The following is a 22,000-nucleotide window of genomic DNA, read 5'->3' as shown; positions in this document are numbered from 1 at the left end:
CCTGCCACCCTGTTGGACCAGGTCGTCCCGTTAAAGGTTGGGGACTATCACCACCTTGTTCCCGAAGTGTTGGGACATCGTGAGGCGGATCGGGGAACTCCGCGGCCCGGCCGTCCGTTCACAGACCCCGCTCAGGGCCGGTAGCCGAGCTGCGGGACGGTGAAGCAGGTGCGGGTCATCTCGCCCTGGGTGACCCATCCCCGCCCGTCACGCCAGCGCGCCACGGACAGGCAGGTACGGCGTTCGCGCGGCGGCTCCCTGTGCCGCTCGTAGGACACGGGCAGGAGCAGCCCGTGCGCGGTGTAGGGCTTCCTGCGCTCCACATAGCGCTCCACACATGCGCGCGTCAACTCCCGGCACGCATATGCCGCATCGCGCAGCCAGCGCGCCGCCGCCCAGCCCTCCAGCTGCCACTGGGACAGCCGCTCGCCGTGCGCGCCCGTCCTGTGCTGCCGCGCCATCTCGCGGCGGAACTCGCGCACGGCAGGGTGCCCGGTGTCCTGGTAGTTGCGGCTGCTGCCGGTGGCCCAGAGCGCGTTGCGGCAGCGCGGTGCGCGCTTGTAGTCGCCGGGGACGGCCGCGTTCCAGTTCTGCACGTTGGTCACCTTCGCGGTGGGCCGCACCCCGGCCGCGTCCATGGCCTCGCAGAGCTGCGCGTTGCCGTGCGTGTCCAGCGCGTCGAAGACCAGATCGGCGCGGCGCTCGCGCATCCGGGCCGCCAGCGCGGCGAAGTCCGGCAGCGCGAAGTCGGCGGTCAGCGGGATGACCTTGTACCCCTCGGCGCGCAGTCCGCGGGTCACCAGTCTGGCGTAGGAGGCGGAGGCCGCCTGGTTGTACGCGACGACTGCTGCGGTGCGCGCGCCGTGCTCGCGCTTGAAGTACCGGTAGACCTCCGTCCCGCCGTACAGCTTCCCGTCCCATCCCGGCCTGCCGTCGCGCGGCGCCCAGCTCCCGTAGATGCCGTACAGGTGCGGGTAGGTGTCGTACGCCGCGCCGATGGGCTGGCCCCCGATGTCCGGGACCCCGGCGGCGGACACCCGCGGGGCGCCCGCGTAGTCCAGGCTCGCGCCCGCGACGAGCGCGAACACCTTGTCGCGCTCCACCAGCCGCTGCACACACGTGTTGCTGCCCACGCCGCTGCCGCCGTCGTCGCAGGTGAGGACCCGCACCGGACGGCCGCGCAGGCCGCCTTGGCGGTTCAGCATCGTGAAGTACGCCTGCGCGCCGTCCCGCGGCCCGGTGAAGGCGTCCCCGCCGACGGGGCTGGTCGCGCTGGTGATGATGCCGACCTTCAAGGGCTCGGCCGCCGGGCCGCTCTGCCCTCGCCTGTCCTCGAACTCCCGCTCCGGGACCCGGCTTCCGCACGCCGCGAGCGCGAGCAGCAGCGCGGCCAGCAGGCAGCCGAGCACCCTGCGGGGCACTAACACCCGGGCGCCTTGGGCACATTGGTGCCGCTCATCCGCACCAGCGCGCAGAGCGACTTGACCGACACCTTCCACACGCCGCCCTGTTCGACGGAGGTGCCCTTGGCGCCGGGCAGCGCGGTGGCGCCCTTGAGGGTCAGCGCGTAGTCCACGTCGGCGTCCTCGGCCGAGGTGAAGGAGACGTGCTGCACCTTCGCGCGCACCTGGCGCCCGCGCTGGTCGCCGTTGAACGCCTCCAGGAGGAGCTTGAGCTGCTCCCCGTTCTCCAGCACCTTCGCCTTCTCGTCGTTGGAGACATCCGGATCGAAGAACCGCTGCCAGTTCCTGCGCACCTCCGCCTCGGCCGCCTTCGGGTCGGCCGGCTCGCCGGCCGGCGGCGAAGCGGTCCGCGTCGGCCGCGGCGTCTCCTGCTCGGTCCGCGTGGGCTGCGGCGCCTTCTCCCGGTCCTCGCCCGGATCGCCGCACCCGGCGACCGGCACCAGCAGCGCGGCGGCCACCAGCAGGGACCAGCCCCCTCGGCCCATATGCCCCACCCCTTCTGCTATCGGCCTTGTCACGGCATAGTGCCCCTCAACGCGTGCCGTGCACAGGCACCGGGGAGCCACGGGGCGACGCGGGGGGTCACGGGGATGAGGACCTGGCTTGCGGGGTGGGCCGCGCTCACGGCGGGCGCGCTGCTGTGCGCGGTCGGCTGGTACGGGGTCTCGGGCGAGCGCTTCGCCGAGCGCCAGATCCCCTACCTCGCGTCCTGCACCGTTCCCGGGGCCGCGCTGCTGGTGGCCGGCGCACTGCTGCTGACGGCACCGGGCCCGGGGCGCGAGGCGCGGGAGCTGCACGGGTTGTGGGCAGGGCGATTACGCGGAGGGGCCGACGGTTCAACGGACGGCCGCAGCACCCCCATCGACGTACGCCCCACCCTCCCCTCCTCCGAGGACCCGCCGCTCTCCGTACCCGGCGGGCGGCTCGCGCACCGCCCCGACTGCCCCCTGCTGGACGGCAAGGAGACGGAACCCGCCGCGAGCGCCGCCGAACCCTGTCCGGTGTGCGAACCGGGCGGCGCCCCGACGGCCGGCGGCTGAGCCGTGCTCGCCTACGAACTCACCCTCGCCGGGCTCGCCATCGGCGGCGCGGCGGCCCTCACCGGCATCGGCCTGATCGTCACCTACCGCGCCACCGGGGTGCTCAACCTGGCGCACGGCGCCCTGGCCATGATCTGCGCGTACATGCTGCGGCAGCTCACCGTGGAATGGCACTGGCCCCTGCCGCTCGCCGCCCTCTGCACCCTGCTGCTGTTCGCCCCGGCGCTCGGACTCGCCCTGTACTACGCGGTGTTCAGGCACCTCACCGGCGTGCACGCCCTGGTCGCCACGGTCGGCGTGTTCGTCCTGCTCACCGGCGTCGCCACCCTGGTGTGGGGCACCGGCGCGCGGGCCGACGCGCCGCGGCTGCTGCCCGGCGGGCCGTGGATACAGCTCGGCACGGTCCTCGCGCTGGCGGCCGCCGTGGCAGCCGTCACCCGCTGGACGCGCTTCGGCCGGGAGCTGCGCGCGGTGGTCGACGACCGCACGCTCGCCGGGCTCTCCGGCATCCGCGCCGAGCGGGTGGCCGCGGCAGGATGGGCCTTCGGCGCCTGCACGGCCGGGCTCAGCGGCGTCCTGCTGGCCCCGCGGCTCCGCCTCGACCCGTACGGGCTTCCCCTGCTGGTCATGGAGGTGATGGCGGTCGCCGTCGCGGCCCGGCTGCGCAGCGTTCCGGTCGCGGTCGGCGCGGCCCTGCTCATCGGGGTCGCGCAGAGCCACCTCACCCGGGTACAGCCGGACCTGAGCGCCAACCTCTTCGCGCTCGCGCTGCTGGCGGCCGCGCTGGTCTTCCCCTCGACGGCCGGACTGCCGCCCTCCGTTCGCGCCGCGCCGCGCGGCCGCTCGCCCGTGCCGCTGATCGCCGCGGTGCTCTTCCTGCTCCCGCTGGGCCTCGCGGGCAGCGACCTGCACACCGCGGTGCAGGTGCCCGCGCTCGCGGTGATCCTGCTGTCCCTGGTGGTGCTCTCGGGCCAGATCTCGCTGGGCCAGGCCGCGTACGCGGGGCTCGGCGCACTCGGCACGGCCCTGCTCTCCGCGCACATGCCGGGGCTCGTCGCGCTCGGGCTCAGCGCCCTGCTGGCGGCGCCGCTCGGCCTGTTGACGGGCTGGCGCCGCCAGGGCCTGGCGCTCGCCCTCACCACCCTGGCCATCTCGCTCGCGGTCAGCCGCTTCGTACTGGAGCGCCCGTGGGACGTGCTGCCCGACAGACCCGCCGGGTTCGCGCAGGACCGCGCCTACTACGCGCTGGAACTCGTCCTGCTGGCGCTGGCCGCCGGCGCCGTCGCGGCGCTGCGCCGCGGCCGCTCGGGCCGCGCGCTGAAGGCCGTGCGCGACGACGAACGGGCCGCTGCCGCCGCCGGAGTGGCCGTCCCCACGGTCAAGCTGGCGGCCTTCGTGACCGGCGCCGCGCTGGCCGCGCTGGGCGGCGGCATGCTGACGATGGGGGTACGGGCCTTCGACCCCGGCGCCTTCGACCCGGTGCGCGGACTCCTGTGGTTCGCGGCCCTGTTCGTGCTCGGCTCGGACACGGTGACCGGCGCGCTGGCCGCCGCGGCCCTGGTGGTCGGGCTCGACGCGGGCCCGCGCGCGGGCTGGTCGGCGGCGGTGATCGGCCTCCTGGCCCTGGCGGCGGGACGGCTCCCCCCGCTGGACGACCTGATCCGCGCGCCCCTCACCCGCGCTTCCCTCGTACGCACTCCCCTCGTACGCCGCGACGGCACGGCACCCCGGCGGTACGCGACACCGGCCACAGCGCGCTCAACCCGTCCCCCTCCAAAGGCTCGGGCCCCGCAGCACGGCACGCTCAGGGCGAGCGGCCTCACCGCCGCCTACGACGGCCACACCGTGTTCAGCGGCATCGACCTGACCGTCCCCCACGGCGCCGTCACCGCCCTCACGGGGCCCAACGGCAGCGGCAAGAGCACCCTGTTCCACTGCCTGGCCGGCACCCTCGCCCCCCGCTCGGGCCGCGTACTGCTCGGTGGGCGCGACATCACCCGGCTCGCCCCGCACACCCGCACCCGCCTCGGGGTCGCGCGCACCTTCCAGCAGCTCGCCGTGTTCCCCTCGCTGACCGTGGCGGAGAACGTCGTGCTCGGCGCCGAACAGGGCGCGAGGGGCCGCGGCTCCCCCATACGGAAGGAAACCGGCCACATCCCACCCGCCGCACACAGCGCCCTGCGCCTCCTGGCCATCGACCACCTCGCCGGCACCCTCGCGCACGGGCTGCCGACCGCCGCGCTGCGCCGGGTCGAGATCGCGCGCGCCCTCGCCACGCGCCCGCACACCCTCCTGCTGGACGAGCCCACGGCGGGCCTCGATCCGGCGGAGAGCGCCGAACTGGCGCGGGTGCTGCGGGCCCTGGCGGCCGACGGCATGGCGATCCTGCTGATCGAGCACGACCCCGCGCTGGTCGAGGAACTGGCGGACGCCGTGCACACACTGAGCCCGCCGCAGCGCCCGGAGCCCGCGCGATGACCGTCGAACTCGCCCTGTGCGGGGCCCGGGTGCGCTACGGCCCGCTGGAGGCCCTGCACGGCGCCGGTCTCCTGGTGCCCGCGGAACGCGTCACCGCACTCCTCGGCGAGAACGGCTCGGGCCGCACCACCGTGCTGCGCGCCCTCGCGGGAACGGTGCGGCTCTCCTCCGGCAGGGTCCTGTGGCGCGGCGCCGACGTCACCCGCCTGCCGGCCCCCGCACGCGCCCGTCGAGGGCTGGCGTACGTGCCGGACCGGGGCAGCGTGTTCGGCACCCTCACCGTCGGGGAGCAGCTCCGCCTCGTACACCGCGGGCCCCTCCCCGGCCTGCCGTTCCCGGAGCTGGCGGCGCTGCTGCCGCGTACGGCCGCCACCCTCTCCGGCGGCGAGCAGCGCATGCTGGCCCTCACCCGGGCCCTGCTCTCGCCCGCCACGGTGCTGCTGCTGGACGAGCCCACCCAGGGCATGTCCCCCGCCACGGCGGCCCGCGCCTGCGCGCTGCTGGCCGAGGCGGCGCGCGGGGGCCGCACGGTGCTGCTCGCCGAGCAGCGGCTGACTCCGGAGCTCGCCGAGGCCGTCACCCTCGTGCACCGACTCCGGCGCGGCACGGTCGCGTTCAGCGGCGAGCCGGCCGAGCGCGGCGCGCCCCGCTGAGCTCGGGGGTCCCGCGCGCGCCGAGTCCCCGCACACGCGCGGGCCCCGCCCGGCCTGTGGGCCGGACGGGGCTCGGTGCGCGGGTCGCCCTGCGGGTCACAGGTTCAGCTGCTGGCCCGGCAGGATGAGGTCCGGATTGCCGCCGATGACGGCGCGGTTGGCCGCGAAGACGGCGCTCACGCTGGTGCCGTGCGCCGCGGCGATGGAGCCCAGCGTGTCTCCGCTGCGCACCGTGTAGTCACCGCGGCTCTGCCCGCGGTCGGCCCGTGTGAAGGTACGGGGCTCCACCGGCTGCTGTGCGGGCTGCGCGGGTTGTGCCCGCTGCGTCCGCTGTACGGGCTTGTGCACGTGCCGCTGCGCGGGTGCCTGCGGCGCGGCAGCGGGGGCCGAACCACTCGCGCCCGCCTTCGCCGAGCACGTGGGCCAGGCGCCCCAGCCCTGCGCGCGCTGCACCTTGCCCGCGATCTCGATCTGCTGCGACTTGCTGGCGCCCGCCGCTGTCGGCGCGTACGCACCACCGCCGTACGCACGCCAGGTGCTGGCGGAGAACTGCAGTCCGCCGTGGTAGCCGTTGCCGGTGTTGGTGCTCCAGTTCCCACCGCTCTCGCACTGCGCGATGCGGTCCCACACCCCGTCGTTCGGCGCCGCCTGGGCCGCGGGGGCGGTGGCGGCGAGGAGCGCGAGCGGCGCGGCGATTCCGGCGCCTGCGAGCGCTGCCGTGACACGACGTATGGACAAAGGAATCCCTCTCCACGAACCCGGAAGTCCCTTACGGCGGGCCCTGGTTCGGCCCGCCTGCTCCCCCGTAGCGGGTGAGCGCCGGCATCGGACGCCGGCGTTCCGTTCCCCGCTCCTCCGGGTGGTGCTCCTTGCACCGCCGCGGAATGTATGGACCCTCTCGCCCCGCTATCAACCGGAACACCGTCGTTCCTGGCCAGTTGCCGGTTACCCGGCTTAACGACGATTTTCGGTCACCCACTAACACGGGTGATATCGCTATATCTCACCCCACTTCCGTACCGATCTGTGACTCAGGTCACGGGGCCAACTTCCATGCCCTGCGCACGGTTTCACGAAGCGTCACGAATTTCGGCGCGGAGTTCACCCTGTGCGGTCGAGCCCGTGATTCCCGGAGCCCTCCCGCGTGACCGCTGCCACAGATCGCCCGTTGTCCCTACGGACAAGACCCGAAAGCCAGGAGCCCCCGTGTCCCCCATGCTCGATGTCAGCGACGACGTACGTGCCGAGATCGGCGACGAAGAAGCCGACCGGCTGCTCGCCGGAGAGAACGCCCCCGGCAGCTACGACTGCACCTCGTGCCGCACCCAGGGCGACACAGGGCAGCAGCAGACCAGCACCGTGCTCTTCGTCGGCGAAGAGACGGCGGTGCTCGCCTTCGCCCACGCCACCTGCATCCCCTCGCAGGTCGTGACGGTCTCCGAGGAGCAACTCCAGGGCGCAGTGCGGTACATCACCGGAAACGAGTCGGCCGAGGGCGGCGCCGCCGCGCCGCAGCAGCAGGCGCCGGCGGGCGCCGCCGGCGCCGACGAGGGACCGCAGCCCGCGCCCCGCCAGGCGGTGCTCGGCATCACCTGCGGCCAGGTGCTGATCGACGACGCGCTGCACGCCGCGCTGGTCGTCGAGCCCACCGGCGCGATCGTCCGCCCCGGCTCCGACGGGCCCGGCGACGACTTCCTCCCGCTCCTCATCGAGCAGGGCTTCATGCCGGTCACCGACACCGGCAAGGTGCCCGGGATGCTGCCGGGCTGGTCGGTGCTGCTGGCCACCGGGCGGCTGCACGCGATCCTCCAGCCGCCGACCGAGGGCAGCACCCAGCCGGTCGCCTGGTGGCAGGCGCACCAGCCGCTCCCGGTCACCGACGAGTGGCGCACCACGGCGAACAAGAACAGCACCGTCCTCGTCTACGCCGCCCCCGCCGGCTCCATCGGCAAGCAGCCCCGCGAGGACCTGCTGCGCGAGGCGCTGGACGGCGCGGCCGAGCGCGGCGTGCTGGTCGCCGCCGCCATGCCGCTCGCGGGCACCTGAGCCCCCGCGGGGCGCCCCCGGGACTCCCCGGATGGCGCCCCGCGCACACCTGCGATCAGGTCATTCGCCGCCCGGCCCCGCACCCGCCGGGCGGCGGGATCGTTGTCAGGATTGTGCAACCCTACGAACCTCCCCACGCTCACAACCCGTTCCTCAACCACGGCAGGATGCCCGGCGACTCCGGCACCCCGATCTACGACTCGCTGTACGCGGAGTACCGACGGCTCTTCCGCGCACTGCCCGGGGACCGCAGCGGGGAGGAGGAGCTGAGGTTCGAGGGGTTCGGCACGGTGCACGGCACGGGGATCGGCCAGTGGGACGGCAACGCGCACTGGTCGCACAGCGCCTGGCAGCCCCCCGAGCAGCGCCGCCCCGCCGCACTGCCGGCGGCCCGGCCCCCGGGCCAGCGCGACGGACATTCGTACGGATACTAAAAAGGCGCCCGGCTCACCGGGCGCCTTCTCAGTTCTTCTCTCTCACTTCTTCTTCCCGCGCTTCTCCCGCACCCGCACGCTCATGCTGCGAATCAGCGGGGGACGACCCCCGCACCCCCAGCCGGGCGCGGGGCGCGGTCTCACTTCTTCTTGCCGCGCTTCTCCCGCACCCGCACGCTCATGTGGATCGGGGTGCCCTCGAAGCCGAACTCCTCGCGCAGGCGCCGCTCCACGAAGCGGCGGTAGCCCGCCTCCAGGAAGCCGGAGGCGAAGAGCACGAACCGCGGCGGCCGGGTCCCCGCCTGGGTGCCGAAGAGGATGCGGGGCTGCTTGCCGCCGCGCACGGGGTGCGGGTGGGAGGCCACCAGCTCGCCGAGGAACGAGTTCAGACGGCCCGTCGGCACCCGGGTCTCCCAGCCCGCGAGGGCCGTCTCGATCGCGGGGACCAGCTTCTCCATGTGCCGTCCCGTACGCGCCGAGATGTTGACCCGCGGGGCCCACCGCACCTGCACGAGGTCGCGCTCGATCTCCCGCTCCAGGTAGTAGCGGCGCTCCTCGTCCATCGTGTCCCACTTGTTGTAGGCGAGGACCAGCGCGCGGCCCGCCTCCACGGCGGTGGTGATGATGCGCAGGTCCTGCACGCTGATCGACTCGCTCACGTCGATCAGGACGACGGCGACCTCGGCCTTCTCCAGCGCGGCCGCCGTACGCAGCGAGGCGTAGTAGTCGGCGCCCTCCTGGAGGTGCACGCGCTTGCGGATGCCCGCGGTGTCCACGAACTTCCAGGTCTTGCCGCCGAGTTCGACCAGCTCGTCGACCGGGTCGCGGGTGGTGCCCGCGGTGTCGTCGACGACGACGCGGTCCTCCTTGGCGAGCTTGTTCAGCAGCGAGGACTTGCCGACGTTCGGGCGCCCGACGAGGGCCACCCGGCGCGGGCCGCCCAGCACGGTGCCGAAGGTCTGCTCCGGCGCCTCGGGCAGCACCTCCAGGACGGCGTCGAGCATGTCGCCGGTGCCGCGGCCGTGCAGCGCGGAGACCGGGTAGGGCTCGCCGAGGCCCAGCGACCACAGGTACGCGGCCTCGGCCTCGGCCGAGGGGCCGTCCACCTTGTTGGCGCACAGCACGACCGGCTTGCCCGCCCGGCGCAGCATCTTGACCACGGCCTCGTCGGAGTCCGTCGCGCCGACCATCGCGTCCACCACGAAGACCACGGCGTCGGCCGCCTCCACCGCGTACTCGGCCTGCGCGGCGACGGCCGCGTCCATGCCGAGCACGTCGATCTCCCAGCCGCCGGTGTCGACGATCTTGAAGCGGCGCCCGGCCCACTCGGCCTCGTAGGTGACCCGGTCGCGGGTGACGCCCGGGCGGTCCTCGACGACCGCCTCGCGGCGCCGGATGATGCGGTTCACCAGGGTGGACTTGCCGACGTTGGGGCGGCCCACGACCGCGAGCACCGGCAGCGGGCCGTGCCCGGCGTCGCCGAGCGCGCCCTCCACCTCGTCCGGGTCGAAGCCCTCCTCCGCGGCGAGCTCCATGAACTCCGCGTACTCGGCGTCGCCGAGCTCGCCGTGCTCGTGCCCGTCGTCGCCGGAGTGTGTCTGGTCGTTCACTGGGTTCTCCTCGCGGAGACGTAGCGTCCCCGTCGCTGTCGTTCAGGTGGTCCGCCGCCGTACGGAGTGCCCGTGGGCCTCTCTCCGTACGGCCGCTGCTTCAAGTCTGCGGTGTCGAGTCTCCGGACTCAGCCCGGAGCGTCCTCGCGCCCGGTGAGGCGCCGCGCGTCGGCCAGGTGCCCGGCCAGCCGCTTCTGGATGCGCACCGTGGCCTCGTCCAGCGCCGACCTCGTACGCCGCCCCGAGCCGTCGCCGGCCTCGAAGGGGTCGCCGAAGACCAGGTCCACGCGGCCGCGCAGCGGCGGCACGCCCGGCACCAGGCGGCTCCTGCGGTCGTTGCTGCCGAGCACCGCGACGGGCACCACGGGGGCGCCCGAGCGGACGGCGAAGTACGCGAGCCCCGAACGCAGCGAGGCGAAGTCGCCCTCGCCCCGGGTGCCTTCGGGGAAGATGCCGAGCACGCCGCCGTTCCGGAGCACGCCCAGCGCGTCGGTCACGGCCTGCCTGTCGGTGCTCTCCCGGTCGACCTTCACCTGGCCGATGCCCTGCAGGAAGGGGTCGAGCGGCCCGACGAAGGCCTCCTTCTTGATGAGGAAGTGCACGGGCCGCGGCGCGGTGCCCATGAGCATGGGGCCGTCCACGGCGTGCGAGTGGTTCACCGCGAGGATCACGGGCCCCGAGGAGGGCATCCGCCAGTCCCCCAGCACCCGCGGCCTCCACAGGCCCTGCATCAGGCCGATGCCGATGCGGCGCCCCACGGCGGCGCCCCGCGCGCTGGGCAGGGAGCCATCGCCGGTCACTCCGCCGCCACCTGCCCGGCCTCCTGCGGCTCTCCGGCCTTCTCCGCGCGGGCCTTCTCCACGAGGGTGACCACGCACTCGATGACCTGCTCCAGGGTCAGCTCGGTGGTGTCCACCTCGGTCGCGTCCCCGGCCTGCTTGAGCGGCGAGGTCTTGCGGCTGGAGTCGGCCTTGTCGCGCTGCTCCAGTGCGGCGCGGGTGGCGGCCATGTCGGTGGCCTCCTTGCCCTTGAGCTCGCCGGAGCGGCGGGCCGCGCGGGCCTCGGGGGAGGCGGTGAGGAAGATCTTGAGGTCGGCGTCGGGCAGCACGGTGGTGCCGATGTCCCGGCCCTCGACGACGATGCCCTGCGGCGCCTCGGCGGCGATGCTCCGCTGGAGCTCGGTGATCCGGCTGCGCACCTCGGGCACCGCGCTCACGGCGCTCACCGCGGAGGTGACCTCCTGGGTACGGATCGGGCCCGAGGCGTCCTGGCCGTCGGCGGAGATGGCCGGGGCCTCGGGGTCGGTGCCGGAGACGATGGTGGGCTTGCCCGCAGCGGCGGCGACCGCGTCCGCGTCGTTCACGTCCACGCCGTTGCTCAGCATCCACCAGGTGATCGCGCGGTACTGCGCGCCGGTGTCCAGGTAGCTGAGCCCCAGCTTGGCCGCGACCGCCTTGGAGGTGCTGGACTTGCCCGTGCCGGAGGGGCCGTCGATGGCGACAATCACTGCTGACACGGTGTGGTGACCTTTCTCGAATCACGGGCGGTGCTGCGCGGCGCTGGGCGGTGGGCGAAAAACGCCTCGCACAAGGCTACCGGCTGCCGGGACCGTATCCCGACGGGCTTCGCACGGACCAACCGCGCCCGCCCGGCCCACACGGCACGGCCCCGCGGGGCGGCCCTCGCGGCACGGCCCCGCGGCTCACTCCTGCCGCATCGTCCAGCCCCGCTCCCGCAGAGCGCTCTTGAGCACCTGCACGGCGGACTGCTCGACCATGAGCTGCACGTGGCCCGCCTGCTGCCCCGTCGCGTGCTCGATGCGCACGTCCTCGATGTTCACCCCGGCCGCGCCCGCGTCCGCGAAGATCCGGGCCAGCTCGCCGGGGCGGTCGCCGATCAGCACAGCGACGGTGGCGTACGCGGCCGGCGCCTGGCCGTGCTTGCCCGGCACCCTGGCCCGCCCGGCGTTGCCGCGGCGCAGCACCCGCCCGATGCCGCCCGCGCCGTCGCTCTTCTTCTCCTCGTCCGAGGACTCCAGCGCGCGCAGCGCCCGTACGGTCTCATCCAGATCCCCCGCGACGCCGTCCAGGATGTCGGCGACGGGCCCCGGGTTGGCGGAGAGGATCTCCACCCACATCGCCGGGTCGGAGGCCGCGATCCTGGTCACATCGCGGATGCCCTGGCCGCACAGCCGTACCGAGGTCTCGTCGGCGCCCTCAAGCCGCGCGGCCACCAGGCTGGAGACGAGCTGCGGTGTGTGCGAGACCAGCGCGACGGCCCTGTCGTGGGCGTCCGCGTCCATGATCACCGGCACGGCGCGGCAGAGCGCGATGAGCTCCAGCGCCAGGTTGAGCACCTCGGTGTCGGTCTCGGGCGTCGGGGTCAGCACCCAGGGGCGGCCCTCGAAGAGGTCGGCGGTCGCGGCGAGCGGCCCGTTCTGCTCCCGCCCCGACATGGGGTGGGTGCCCAGGTAGCCGCTGAGGTCGCCGCCCAGCTCCGCCAGCTCGCGGCGCGGGCCGCCCTTGACGCTGCCCACGTCGATGCAGCCGCGGGCCAGCCCCTGGCGGCGCACCAGGTCGACGGTCTCCGCGATGTGCGCCGGGGGCACCGCCACCACGGCCAGGTCGACGGTGTCCTCGGGCTCCTCCTGGGTTCCCGCGCCGAGCGAGGCCGCGGTGCGGGCGCGCTCCGTGTCGTGGTCGCGGAGGTGCACCCGCACGCCGCGCCCGGTGAGCGCGAGGGCGGCCGAGGTGCCGATGAGTCCGGTGCCGATGACGAGCGCGGTACGCATGCCGGTCGATGTCCTTAGCTGGGCGATGGCGGGGCGGGCCCTGAGGGGCGCGCCTCAAGGGGCTTCCGGGGCTTCCCTTCCGGGGTTTCCCTGGCGGGTTTCCCGTACGGGGCTTCCCCTACTGAGCTTCCCCTACTGGGCGATGTCCTTGCGGAGCGTGGCCGCTTCCCCCAGATACACGTGGCTGATGTCGGACTTGGGCAGCTCCGACTCGACGTGCGCGAGGATGCGGACGACCCGGGGCATGGCGCCCTGGATGTCCAGCTCCTGCGCGCAGATCAGCGGGACGTCCACGATGCCCAGCTTGCGCGCCGCCGCCGCGGGGAAGTCGCTGTGCAGATCCGGAGTGGCCGTGAACCACACGCTGATCAGGTCGTCGGAGGTGAGCGCGTTGCGCTCCAGCACCGCCGTCATCAGCTCGGCGACCCGTTCGTCCATGTGCCCGGCGTCGTCGCGCTCCAACTGCACGGCTCCGCGTACCGCTCGTACCGCCACGTGCCCGTTCCTCCGTTCCGTCCGCGTACCTGACCAGCGTAGATCCGCGCGGCCCCGGGCGTGCGGGCGGCCCGGCAGGTGAGACGGGCCGGTCAGGCGGTACGGCGGGGGCGCCGCGACGCGGTGAGCCCGGGCGACAGCGCACGCCGGGAGGCAGTACACAAGATGCATGATCTTCCACGTGGTGCCGCTGGACGACTGGCTGAAGGCTCCCGACCGGCCGTTCGCGCCGCGCTCGCTGTCCGACGACGGCTTCGTGCGCTGCTCCGTCGACGAGGCGGGCGCGCTCGCCGCGGCGGACGCGCAGCACCGGGACACGGTCGGCCCCGTGATGGCCCTGATGATCAACGAGCGGAAGCTGGACGCGCCGGTGCGCTGGGACCCCGACCCGCGCATCCACGGGCGCGTGAACCGCACGGCCGTGGTCGGCATGCTGGAGATCCAGCGCGACGAGGAGGGCCACGCGGTGTCCACGGCGGTGTGGTCGTGAGCGGCGGCGGGCACGGCGGGGACATAGCGCGCCCCGGCGCGGACGGCACCGGCCCCACCGCCGGACACCGGCTGGTGGAGCGGCACACCGTCTACTCCTGCGTCATGGGCTCGCGCGCCTTCGGCCTGGCGACCGGGGACAGCGACACCGACAGGCGCGGGGTGTACGCCGCGCCGGCCCCGCTCTTCTGGCGCTTCGAGAAGCCGCCGACGCATGTGGAGGGACCGCGCGAGGAGCAGTTCTCCTGGGAGCTGGAGCACTTCTGCGCCCTCGGGCTCGCGTCGAACCCGAACATCCTGGAGGTCCTGCACTCGCCGCTGGTCGAGCACGCGGACGCGACGGGGCGGGAACTCCTCGCGCTGCGCGGCGCGTTCCTCTCCCGCCAGGTGCGCCGCACCTTCACCGGCTATGCGGAGAGCCAGCACAGGAAGCTGAAGGCCGATCTGCGGCAGCGCGGCGAGCCGCGCTGGAAGCACGTACAGCACCTGCTGCGGCTCCTGATGAGCTGCCGCGACCTGCTGCGCACCGGCGAACTCGTGCTGGACGTCGGCCCCGCGCGCGAACGCCTGCTGGCCGTGCGCCGCGGCGAGCTCCCCTGGCCGGCGTGCGAGGCGTGGCTGCGCACCCTGCACGAGGAGGCGGAGGCGGCGTACGCGACGAGCCCCCTCCCCCACGAGCCGGACCGCGCCCGGGTCGAGGACTTCCTCGTACGGACCCGGCACGCCTCCGTGCCGGCACGGCCCGACTAGCCGAGGACGCCCTCGCTCCGCACCCGTACCAGCAGGTCGTGCAGCTCCTCGTGGCCGCCGCCCTGCTCCGGGAGCGAGGTGGTCAGCCGGGCCTCCTCCAACACCGCGCGGAGCGCGGCCACTTCGGCGCGCGCGGTCTCCCCGTCGACGAGCCCGGCGGCGGCGCCGTGCTCGGCCTCCGCCTTCGCCGCGATCAGCTCCGGGAGCCGCGCGGGCGCCTCGGGCACCGCCTCCGCCAGCGTCGGCAGGTGCGCGCACACCTCGCCGCCGCGCATCAGGTGGATCCCGGTGAGCAGCGCGCGGTAGGCGTACAGCAGCGGCTTGAGCTCCCCGCTGTTCTCGTGCAGCCGCCACTGCGTACCGGAGAAGCCCAGGTAGTGGTGCGCGTGGTGGCGGGTGAGGACGCCCGGCGCGAGCGCGGCGAGCTCGGCGTGCACGGGCGAGGAGTGCGCGACCAGCGGCGAGAGGAGCTGCTCCAGCACATAGCCGTTCCGCTTGAGCATCAGGCGTACGAACTTGCGCAGGTCGTGCGTGACGAGGTCCAGCTCCTCCCCGTTCCGCTCCCACATCCGCGTGCGGGTCTCCTCCGGCTCCCGCAGCCCCACCAGATCCGCGGTCGGCAGCAGGTGCGCGCCGCGCAGATCGACGTCGGAGTCCCGGGAGGGGAAGCCGTACAGATGCGCCCCCGAGACCGTCGCGAACACCAGCGGGTGCTCCCCCGGACCCTGGACCTCGTCCAGTACGCCGCCGAGCTCCGGCACTCCGGCGGCGGCCAATGTTCCGTTCATTCGGATTCCCCCACGGCTCGCCCCGCGTACCGGCGTGCGTACGCGGGGCGATGTTCTCTTCTGCGAGGCGGCCCTTACAGACCGACCTCGTCCATCAGCATGCCGACCTCGGTGTTGGTGAGGCGGCGCAGCCAGCCCGACTTCTGGTCGCCCAGCGCGATCGGGCCGAAGCGGGTGCGCACCAGGCGCTCCACCGGGAAGCCCGCCTCGGCGAGCATGCGGCGCACGATGTGCTTGCGGCCCTCGTGGAGGGAGACCTCGACCAGGTAGTTCTTGCCGGTGTTCTCCACCACGCGGAAGTGGTCGGCGCGCGCGTACCCGTCGTCCAGGCGGATGCCGTCCTTGAGGCGCTTGCCCAGATCGCGCGGCAACGGGCCCTGGATGGCGGCGAGATACGTCTTCTTCACGCCATACCGCGGGTGGGTGAGGCGGTTGGACAGCTCGCCGTGGTTGGTGAGCAGGATCAGGCCCTCGGTCTCGGTGTCGAGGCGGCCGACGTGGAAGAGCCGCGTCTCGCGGTTCTGCACGTAGTCGCCGAGGCACTGGCGGCCGTCCGGGTCCTCCATGGTCGCGACGACGCCCGCGGGCTTGTTGAGCGCGAAGAAGACGTGCGACTGCGAGGCGATGGTCAGGCCGTCGACCTTGATCTCGTCCTTGTCGGCGTCCACCCGGATGCCCTGCTCCAGGACGATCTCGCCGTTCACCTCGACCCTGGCCTGCTCGATCAGGTCCTCGCACGCGCGCCGGGAGCCCATGCCGGCGCGGGCCAGCACCTTCTGCAGCCGCTCGCCGTCCACCTCGCCGAAGGTCTTGGGCACCTGGAGCCGCGGCTTGTCGTGCCGCGCGCGGTTCCGCTCCTCGATCTTCGCCTCGTACTCGCGGGGGCGGGCCGGAGCGGTGGCCTTGCGGGTGCGGGCCTTGGGGGCGCCGCTGCCGGTGACGGTGGTGTACGGGTTGGCGCCCGACTTGCCGCCGCCCCGGGGACCGGTCTTGGGCCCGGACTTGGCGCCGGTCTTCGGTCCCGCCTTCGGATTCTGCTTGGCGGCCTTCTTCGCCGCCGGGGACTTGGGGCCCGGCTTCGCGCCGGGGGCGTTCTTCTTCGGGAGCTTCGATGAGGGGGACGAGGACGCCGCGCCCTTCCGCGCGCCCGGCTTGCCGCCGGGACCGCCCTGGCCGCCTCCCTGACCGCCGCCGCCCTGGCCGCCCTTGTCGTAGCGGCGCTCCTCGGGACGGGGGCGGCCCGCGCGCTGCTGCTTGTCGTCGCGCTTGTTGCCCGCGCCCCGGTTGTTGCGGTTGCCGCCCGCGTCGCGGTTGCCGCCGGTGTTCCTGCCGCTGCTTCGCATCAATGTTCCGTCGTCTGCGTCGTAAGAGTCTGGGTCGTCTGGCTCTGTGCCTGCTGGGCCTGTGCCTGCTGGGCTCCGCCGTCGTCGTCTGCGTCGGCGTCGAACGACGGCACACCCTCCTGGGAGTCACCCTCGACCGCGTCCGCCTCGGGGAGGAAGGGTGCGAGTTCGGGAAGCTCGTCCAGGCCGCGCAGGCCCATCCGCTCCAGAAAGTAATGCGTCGTCCCGTACAGGATCGCACCTGTCTCGGGTTCGCTGCCCGCCTCCTCCACCAGACCCCGCTGCAACAGGGTGCGCATCACACCGTCGCAGTTCACTCCGCGCACTCCCGAGACCCGCGAGCGGCTGACCGGCTGCCGGTACGCGACGACCGCGAGGGTCTCCAGCGCGGCCTGGGTCAGCCGGGCCTGCTGCCCGTCCAGCACGAAGCTCTCCACCGCGTCCGCGTACTCCGGCCTGGTGTAGAACCGCCAGCCGCCGGCCACCCTGCGCAGCTCGAAGCCGCGCCGCTGCCTGGCGTACTCGTCCGTGAGCTCGCGCAGCGCGTCGGACACCTCGCGGCGGCTGCGCTGGAGCACCCGCGCCAGGTGCTCCTCGGTCGCGGGCTCGTCCACGACCATGAGCACCGCCTCCAGCGCGGGCCGCAGCTCCAGCGCCGCGACGCCGTCGGCCCCGGCGGGGGGCTCCTGCTCCGGCGCGTGCTGCTGCGGTACGTCGTGGTGCGGTACGTCGTGTTCCGGTACGTCGTAGGCGCTGCTCATGTGGGGGCCTCCTGCTCCTCCCGGTCCTGCTGGTCCCCCTGGGGGCGGTCCTGCGCGGGCGGCTCCGGCGGGCGGTCGAACTCATCGGTCACCAGGGACTCCGCCGCCTCCTCTATGCCGCCGCTCCACCGCACCATGATGTCGGCCAGCGCCTCCTCCTGGTCGAGCGCGACGGCGCCCTCGCGGTACAGCTCCAGCAGCGCCAGGAACCTGGCCACCACCGTCAGGGTGTCCGGCGCGTCCTCGGTCAGCCGCCGGAAGCCGACGCTGCCCAGCTCCCGCAGCCGCGCCACCACGATCTCGGCCTGCTCCCGCACGCTGACCAGCGGCGCGTGGATGTGCTCCACGTACACCTGCGGCTTGGGCTTCGGCTGCATCGCCTTCACGGCGAGCTTCGCGAACCCCTCGGCGCCGATGCTGATGACGACCTCGGGCAGCAACTCGGCGTGGTGCGGCTCCAGTCCGACGGTACGGGGGTGCCTGCGCGCCTCCGACTCCATGCGCGCGGCGAAGATGTCGGCGATCTCCTTGTACGCGCGGTACTGGAGGAGCCGCGCGAACAGCAGGTCCCGCGCCTCCAGCAGCGCGAGGTCCGCCTCGTCCTCGATCTCCGCCGCGGGGAGCAGCCGCGCGGCCTTCAGGTCCAGCAGCGTGGACGCCACGACCAGGAACTCGGTCGTCTGGTCCAGGTCCCAGTCGGGCCCCATGCCGCGGATGTGCGCCATGAAGTCGTCGGTGACCCGGGACAACGCGACCTCGGTCACGTCCATCTTGTGCTTCGAGATCAGCTGCAGGAGCAGATCGAAGGGCCCCTCGAAGTTCTCCAGCCGCACGGTGAAGCGGCCGTCGTCCGACTCGGGGTCGGATTCGGGGTCGGCGCCGGGGTCGGATTCGGGGTCCGCTTGCCCCTCGGGCTCGGGGTCCAGCCCCGCTTGAGCTTCGGGCTCCGCTTGCGGCTCGGGCTCGGGCTCGGGCTCCGGCTGAACGTCCGGCTCCGGCTCGGGCTCCGCTGGAGCTTCGGGCTCTTGCGGCTCGGTCTCGGTTTCGGGCTCCGCCAGGACGTGGGACTCCGCCTGCGCCTCGGCCTCCCGCTCCTCCCCCTCGGGCACCCCCGGCCCGCGGCCCAGCGCGCGGCGGCCCGGGCGGCGGGGGCGTGGGGAGGGGGCGTCAGGCGGAGTGGGCATCGCAGGGAAGCGTACTGGGGTTCATGCGCCGGCCCCGAGACGTGACGCTCCGGGCCACGCGACGGGCGGCGCGGAATCCGCCGCTCAACGCCCCCGCAGCCGGCGTACGAGGATGCTCGCGTCGCCGCGGGACTCCAGGTCGGCGAGGACCACGGCGACCGCCTCGCGGACGATGCGCCCCCGGTCCACGGCCAGCCCGTGCTCGCCGCGCAGCACCAGCCGCGCGTGCTCCAGGTCCATCAGTTCCTCGGCGGACACATAGACCGTGATCTTCTCGTCGTGCCGCTCGCGCCCACTGGGCCTGCGCGGTGCGTTGCGCCCGCGCTTCGCGGAACCCGACGAGGCGGCCTGCCCCGCGGGAGCGGAGGCACCGGGAGCGCCCGAACCGCCCGCCGCCTGGCGGCCCTTGGACGGCTGCGTACGCCCGGCGGCGGCCACCGCCTTGCCCTTGCCGCCACCGCCCGTACCGCTGCCGCCGTTCTGCGAGGGAACCGAGGTGCGCCGCCGCGCCCGGTCCGCACCGTCCTCGGCGCGCGCGCCCGCGCGGCCGCCTCCGGCGCGCCGGCCAGCCGCCTCGGCGCCGGACTCCCGGCCGCTGTGCTCGCCGCTCCCCGCTTCCCCGTTGGGGGACGCGCCGTTCGGGGACGGCGCGGGCGTCGCGGGGTCGTCGCCCTCGCCGGCCGCCGCGTGCTCGGAGCCCTGCTCCCGCGTACCGGCGGAGGCGTCCTCGGCCTCCTCTCCTCCTGACGGGGAGGCGCCAGCCTGGCCCGCCGAGGGGTCGGCCGCCTGGCCGTTCTGCTGCGGGGCCGAGGGCTGGACCGCCGAGCCCCCTGTCGTACGGAAGAGTTCGTCGGCTGCCGGGAGACTCACTCGGCGTGGCACCGGGCGAGCACCTCCCTGGCGAGCTGGCGGTAGGCGGCGGCGCCGACGGAGTTCGAGGCGTACGTCGTGATCGGCTCACCGGCGACGGTGGTCTCCGGGAAGCGCACGGTGCGCCCGATCACCGTGTGGTAGACGTGATCGTCGAAGGCCTCCACCACGCGCGCCAGCACCTCGCGGCTGTGCACGGTGCGGGAGTCGTACATGGTGGCCAGGATCCCGTCGAGCTCCAGCTCCGGGTTGAGCCGCTCCTGCACCTTCTCGATCGTCTCGGTCAGCAGCGCCACACCGCGCAGCGCGAAGAACTCGCACTCCAGCGGGACGATGACCTTGTGCGCAGCGGTGAGCGCGTTGACCGTGAGCAGGCCCAGCGAAGGCTGGCAGTCGATGACGATGAAGTCGTAGTCGTTCATCAGCGGGCCGAGCGCGCGCTGCAGCGTGGACTCGCGCGCCACCTCGCTGACCAACTGCACCTCGGCGGCTGACAAATCGATATTGCTGGGGAGCAGGTCCATGCCCGCGACCGCCGTCTTCAGCAGCACCTCGTCGGGCGCGAGGCCGCGCTCCATGAGGAGGTTGTAGACGGTGAGGTCGAGCTCCATGGGGTTCACGCCGAGGCCGACCGAGAGCGCGCCCTGCGGGTCGAAGTCGACCAGCAGCACCCTGCGCCCGTACTCGGCCAGCGCGGCGCCCAGGTTGATGGCGGACGTGGTCTTGCCCACGCCGCCCTTCTGGTTGCACATCGCGATGATCTTCGCGGGGCCGTGTTCGTTCACAGGTCCAGGAATCGGGAAGTACGGAAGGGGCCGCCCCGTGGGTCCGATCCGCTCACGGCGCTGCCGTGCGGCATCGGGCGCGAGAGTGGCCGCGTACTCGGGGTCCGGCTCGTACTCCGCGTCGGGGTCGTAGAAGTGACCCTCGGGCAGCTCGGCGCCGTAGGCCGCGGTCTGTCCCGCGTAGGGGTCACTGTAGTCGGCGACGGGCTCGGCGGACCGGCCGCCGGAGTCGCCGGCCATGGCGTTCACTTGGTGGCCGTCCATGCTCTGGTGGGCTGTCGCATTCGGTGTCGGGTGCTGATGGCTCGCAAAGGTGTGGACCGCGACGGAGCCGACATCCGCGGCTCCCGAGGGCCCCTGGCCCTGCTCAGGAGCTCCTGGCCGACCACCTCCGGGAGAAAATGTCGACTCATTCACAAGTCGTCCTACCTCCTTGGTGACCAGGAAACTTCTAAACAAGGTCAGCGTGGCACCTTGCCGACGGTTGGCGACTCTATGGCGTGTCGGGCGTCCGCAGCAACACAATCCGCCGGAGACGGCACGATGTGTCGGCCGACGAACACCCCTGTGTCAAGAGGCAATAGGGGGCTTTACCCGTACCGCGCCGGAGGGCAAAACGGTAGCGAAGTGACGTACTGGGCGCCCTGCGCCGGGAGTTGGGCGCGTACTCCCGGGTCGATATAGCGGCATCGTTACGTCACCGGCCGGACCTTGCGGTCAAGGTCCGGCCGGTGACGTGATGTTGGCGACGTTGACGCGCCGCGTTGACTTGTCGTTCCGGAGACCCGCCCCGGATCGGCGTCGGATCAGCCGAGCAGCGAGGCCAGTTCGACGTGCTGGAGGCCGTGCGCCTCGGCGACCGGGCCGTAAACGACCTCGCCGTCATGGGTGTTGAGGCCCTTGGCGAGCGCGGCGTCCCGGCGCAGCGCCTCCTGCCAGCCGCGGTTCGCCAGCTCCACGATGTAGGGCAGCGTGGCGTTGGTCAGCGCGTGCGTGGAGGTGTTCGGGACCGCGCCGGGCATGTTCGCGACGCAGTAGAAGACCGAGTCGTGGACCTTGAAGGTCGGCTCGGCGTGCGTGGTGGGGCGCGAGTCCTCGAAGCAGCCGCCCTGGTCGATCGCGATGTCGACAAGGACACTTCCCGGCTTCATGCGCGAGACCAGGTCGTTGGTGACGAGCTTCGGGGCCTTGGCGCCCGGGATCAGCACCGCGCCGATCACGAGGTCGGCCTCCAGCACCGCGCGCTCCAGCTCGTACGCGTTGGAGGTCACCGTGCGCACCTTGGTGCCGAAGATCTTGTCGGCCTCGCGGAGCTTGTTGATGTCCTTGTCCAGCAGCGTGACGTGGAAGCCGAGGCCGATGGCGATCTGGGTGGCGTTCCATCCGGAGACGCCGCCGCCGATGACGACCGCGCGGCCCGCGTGCACGCCGGGGACGCCGCCGGGCAGCACGCCGCGGCCGCCCGCCGAGGCCATCAGGTGGTACGCGCCGACCTGCGGGGCGATGCGGCCCGCGACCTCGGACATCGGGGCGAGCAGCGGGAGCTGGCGGCCGGCCGTCTCCACGGTCTCGTACGCGATGGCGGTGGTGCCGGACTCCAGCAGGGCGTCCGTGCACTCCTTGGAGGCGGCGAGGTGCAGGTAGGTGAAGAGGGTCTGGTCCTTGCGGAGGCGGTGGTACTCCTCGGCGACCGGCTCCTTGACCTTGAGCAGCAGGTCGGCGGTGGCCCACACGTCGTCGGCGCTGCCGAGGATGGTGGCGCCCGCCTCGGTGTACTCGCCGTCCGGGATGGAGGAGCCCTCTCCGGCGCCCTTCTCCACGTAGACCTGGTGGCCGTTGCGCACCAGCTCGTGCACGCCGGCCGGGGTGATGGCCACGCGGAACTCGTTGTTCTTGACCTCGCGGGGGATGCCGACCTTCACGTCGATCACGGTCCTTGACTCAGGGGTACTCGATGGCTGCGGAAGCCGCCGTACGCGGGGGGAACGCGGCAACGGCGGTCCTCGGCCCACAGCGGGCG

Annotated in this window: 22 protein-coding genes; 7 read left to right on the top strand and 15 right to left on the bottom strand. The window is 73.4% G+C overall.

Annotation, left to right across the window (positions count from 1 at the left end; all coding sequences use genetic code 11):
• Positions 1-131 precede the first annotated feature (131 nt).
• Both ABEE00_RS31630 and ABEE00_RS31625 read right to left on the bottom strand, forming a co-directional pair.
• Complete coding sequence (locus ABEE00_RS31630) at positions 132-1,427, bottom strand: ABC transporter substrate-binding protein (RefSeq protein ID WP_345749196.1); 1,296 nt, start codon at positions 1,425-1,427, stop codon at positions 132-134.
• Positions 1,421-1,948 carry an MTB12 C-terminal domain-containing protein gene (locus ABEE00_RS31625; protein WP_345749195.1) on the bottom strand — a complete coding sequence of 176 codons (528 nt, stop codon included), beginning with the start codon at positions 1,946-1,948 and terminating at the stop codon, positions 1,421-1,423. Before ABEE00_RS31625 ends, ABEE00_RS31630 begins: the two co-directional genes overlap by 7 nt.
• A 105-nt stretch (positions 1,949-2,053) precedes the next feature.
• Here ABEE00_RS31625 and ABEE00_RS31620 point away from each other — a divergent pair, with 105 nt between their 5' ends.
• From ABEE00_RS31620 to ABEE00_RS31610, 3 genes are read left to right on the top strand one after another with little or no spacing between them, the layout of a single operon-like run.
• On the top strand, positions 2,054-2,503 hold the full coding sequence (locus tag ABEE00_RS31620; protein WP_345749194.1) for a hypothetical protein: 450 nt from the start codon (positions 2,054-2,056) through the stop codon (positions 2,501-2,503).
• Positions 2,504-2,506: 3 nt separating this feature from the next.
• Positions 2,507-4,981 carry an ABC transporter permease subunit gene (locus ABEE00_RS31615; protein ID WP_345749193.1) on the top strand — a complete coding sequence of 825 codons (2,475 nt, stop codon included), beginning with the start codon at positions 2,507-2,509 and terminating at the stop codon, positions 4,979-4,981.
• On the top strand, positions 4,978-5,634 hold the full coding sequence (locus ABEE00_RS31610; RefSeq protein ID WP_345749192.1) for an ATP-binding cassette domain-containing protein: 657 nt from the start codon (positions 4,978-4,980) through the stop codon (positions 5,632-5,634). Before ABEE00_RS31615 ends, ABEE00_RS31610 begins: the two co-directional genes overlap by 4 nt.
• A 96-nt stretch (positions 5,635-5,730) precedes the next feature.
• Here ABEE00_RS31610 and ABEE00_RS31605 read toward each other — a convergent pair whose 3' ends face one another.
• A complete protein-coding gene (locus ABEE00_RS31605; RefSeq protein WP_451918711.1) occupies positions 5,731-6,378 on the bottom strand; it encodes a LysM peptidoglycan-binding domain-containing protein in 648 nt (215 codons plus the stop codon).
• A 471-nt stretch (positions 6,379-6,849) separates the two neighbouring features.
• On the opposite strand from ABEE00_RS31605, the gene ABEE00_RS31600 reads away from it, so the two are divergent.
• Positions 6,850-7,680 (top strand): hypothetical protein, encoded by an 831-nt coding sequence (locus tag ABEE00_RS31600; RefSeq protein WP_345749251.1) that lies wholly within the window; start codon positions 6,850-6,852, stop codon positions 7,678-7,680.
• Positions 7,681-7,847: 167 nt separating this feature from the next.
• Positions 7,848-8,114 carry a hypothetical protein gene (locus tag ABEE00_RS31595; RefSeq protein WP_345749190.1) on the top strand — a complete coding sequence of 89 codons (267 nt, stop codon included), beginning with the start codon at positions 7,848-7,850 and terminating at the stop codon, positions 8,112-8,114.
• Positions 8,115-8,254: 140 nt separating this feature from the next.
• Here ABEE00_RS31595 and der read toward each other — a convergent pair whose 3' ends face one another.
• The 5 genes from der to aroH form a co-directional block, all read right to left on the bottom strand.
• Entirely contained in the window at positions 8,255-9,724 is a 1,470-nt protein-coding gene (gene der / locus ABEE00_RS31590) for a ribosome biogenesis GTPase Der (RefSeq protein ID WP_345749189.1), read from the bottom strand.
• 128 nt (positions 9,725-9,852) lie between these two features.
• Positions 9,853-10,524 (bottom strand): lysophospholipid acyltransferase family protein, encoded by a 672-nt coding sequence (locus ABEE00_RS31585; protein ID WP_345749188.1) that lies wholly within the window; start codon positions 10,522-10,524, stop codon positions 9,853-9,855.
• Positions 10,521-11,231: a (d)CMP kinase gene (gene cmk, locus ABEE00_RS31580; RefSeq protein ID WP_345749250.1), complete on the bottom strand. Its 711-nt coding sequence runs from the start codon at positions 11,229-11,231 to the stop codon at positions 10,521-10,523. Before cmk ends, ABEE00_RS31585 begins: the two co-directional genes overlap by 4 nt.
• Positions 11,232-11,426: 195 nt before the next feature.
• A complete protein-coding gene (locus ABEE00_RS31575) occupies positions 11,427-12,515 on the bottom strand; it encodes a prephenate dehydrogenase (RefSeq protein ID WP_345749187.1) in 1,089 nt (362 codons plus the stop codon).
• Between the two features lie 132 nt (positions 12,516-12,647).
• Entirely contained in the window at positions 12,648-13,010 is a 363-nt protein-coding gene (gene aroH, locus ABEE00_RS31570; RefSeq protein WP_345749186.1) for a chorismate mutase, read from the bottom strand.
• A gap of 169 nt (positions 13,011-13,179) precedes the next feature.
• On the opposite strand from aroH, the gene ABEE00_RS31565 reads away from it, so the two are divergent.
• Together ABEE00_RS31565 and ABEE00_RS31560 are read left to right on the top strand one after the other, a co-directional pair.
• Entirely contained in the window at positions 13,180-13,500 is a 321-nt protein-coding gene (locus ABEE00_RS31565; protein ID WP_345749185.1) for a DUF952 domain-containing protein, read from the top strand.
• 104 nt (positions 13,501-13,604) lie between these two features.
• Positions 13,605-14,249, top strand: a complete 645-nt coding sequence (locus ABEE00_RS31560; RefSeq protein WP_345749249.1) for a nucleotidyltransferase domain-containing protein — start codon at positions 13,605-13,607, stop codon at positions 14,247-14,249.
• On the opposite strand, the gene ABEE00_RS31555 is transcribed toward ABEE00_RS31560, so the two are convergent.
• The 7 genes from ABEE00_RS31555 to ald form a co-directional block, all read right to left on the bottom strand.
• Positions 14,246-15,037: a nucleotidyltransferase domain-containing protein gene (locus ABEE00_RS31555; protein WP_345749184.1), complete on the bottom strand. Its 792-nt coding sequence runs from the start codon at positions 15,035-15,037 to the stop codon at positions 14,246-14,248. The two genes, ABEE00_RS31560 and ABEE00_RS31555, sit on opposite strands and share 4 nt — an antisense overlap.
• A 74-nt stretch (positions 15,038-15,111) precedes the next feature.
• On the bottom strand, positions 15,112-16,380 hold the full coding sequence (locus ABEE00_RS31550) for a pseudouridine synthase (protein WP_345749183.1): 1,269 nt from the start codon (positions 16,378-16,380) through the stop codon (positions 15,112-15,114).
• A complete protein-coding gene (gene scpB, locus ABEE00_RS31545) occupies positions 16,380-17,141 on the bottom strand; it encodes an SMC-Scp complex subunit ScpB (protein WP_345749182.1) in 762 nt (253 codons plus the stop codon). Before scpB ends, ABEE00_RS31550 begins: the two co-directional genes overlap by 1 nt.
• On the bottom strand, positions 17,138-18,325 hold the full coding sequence (locus ABEE00_RS31540; protein WP_345749181.1) for a segregation and condensation protein A: 1,188 nt from the start codon (positions 18,323-18,325) through the stop codon (positions 17,138-17,140). Before ABEE00_RS31540 ends, scpB begins: the two co-directional genes overlap by 4 nt.
• A gap of 84 nt (positions 18,326-18,409) precedes the next feature.
• A complete protein-coding gene (locus tag ABEE00_RS31535) occupies positions 18,410-19,195 on the bottom strand; it encodes a hypothetical protein (RefSeq protein ID WP_345749180.1) in 786 nt (261 codons plus the stop codon).
• Positions 19,192-20,244 (bottom strand): ParA family protein, encoded by a 1,053-nt coding sequence (locus tag ABEE00_RS31530; protein WP_451918707.1) that lies wholly within the window; start codon positions 20,242-20,244, stop codon positions 19,192-19,194. Before ABEE00_RS31530 ends, ABEE00_RS31535 begins: the two co-directional genes overlap by 4 nt.
• A gap of 542 nt (positions 20,245-20,786) precedes the next feature.
• Positions 20,787-21,911, bottom strand: a complete 1,125-nt coding sequence (gene ald, locus ABEE00_RS31525; RefSeq protein ID WP_345749178.1) for an alanine dehydrogenase — start codon at positions 21,909-21,911, stop codon at positions 20,787-20,789.
• Between the last annotated feature and the right edge of the window lie 89 nt (positions 21,912-22,000).

The organism is Streptomyces odontomachicola, assembly GCF_039605595.1.
Classification (GTDB): domain Bacteria; phylum Actinomycetota; class Actinomycetes; order Streptomycetales; family Streptomycetaceae; genus Streptomyces.
Note: the sequence above shows the minus strand (reverse complement) of the source record. Positions and strands in the feature narration are given on the sequence as shown.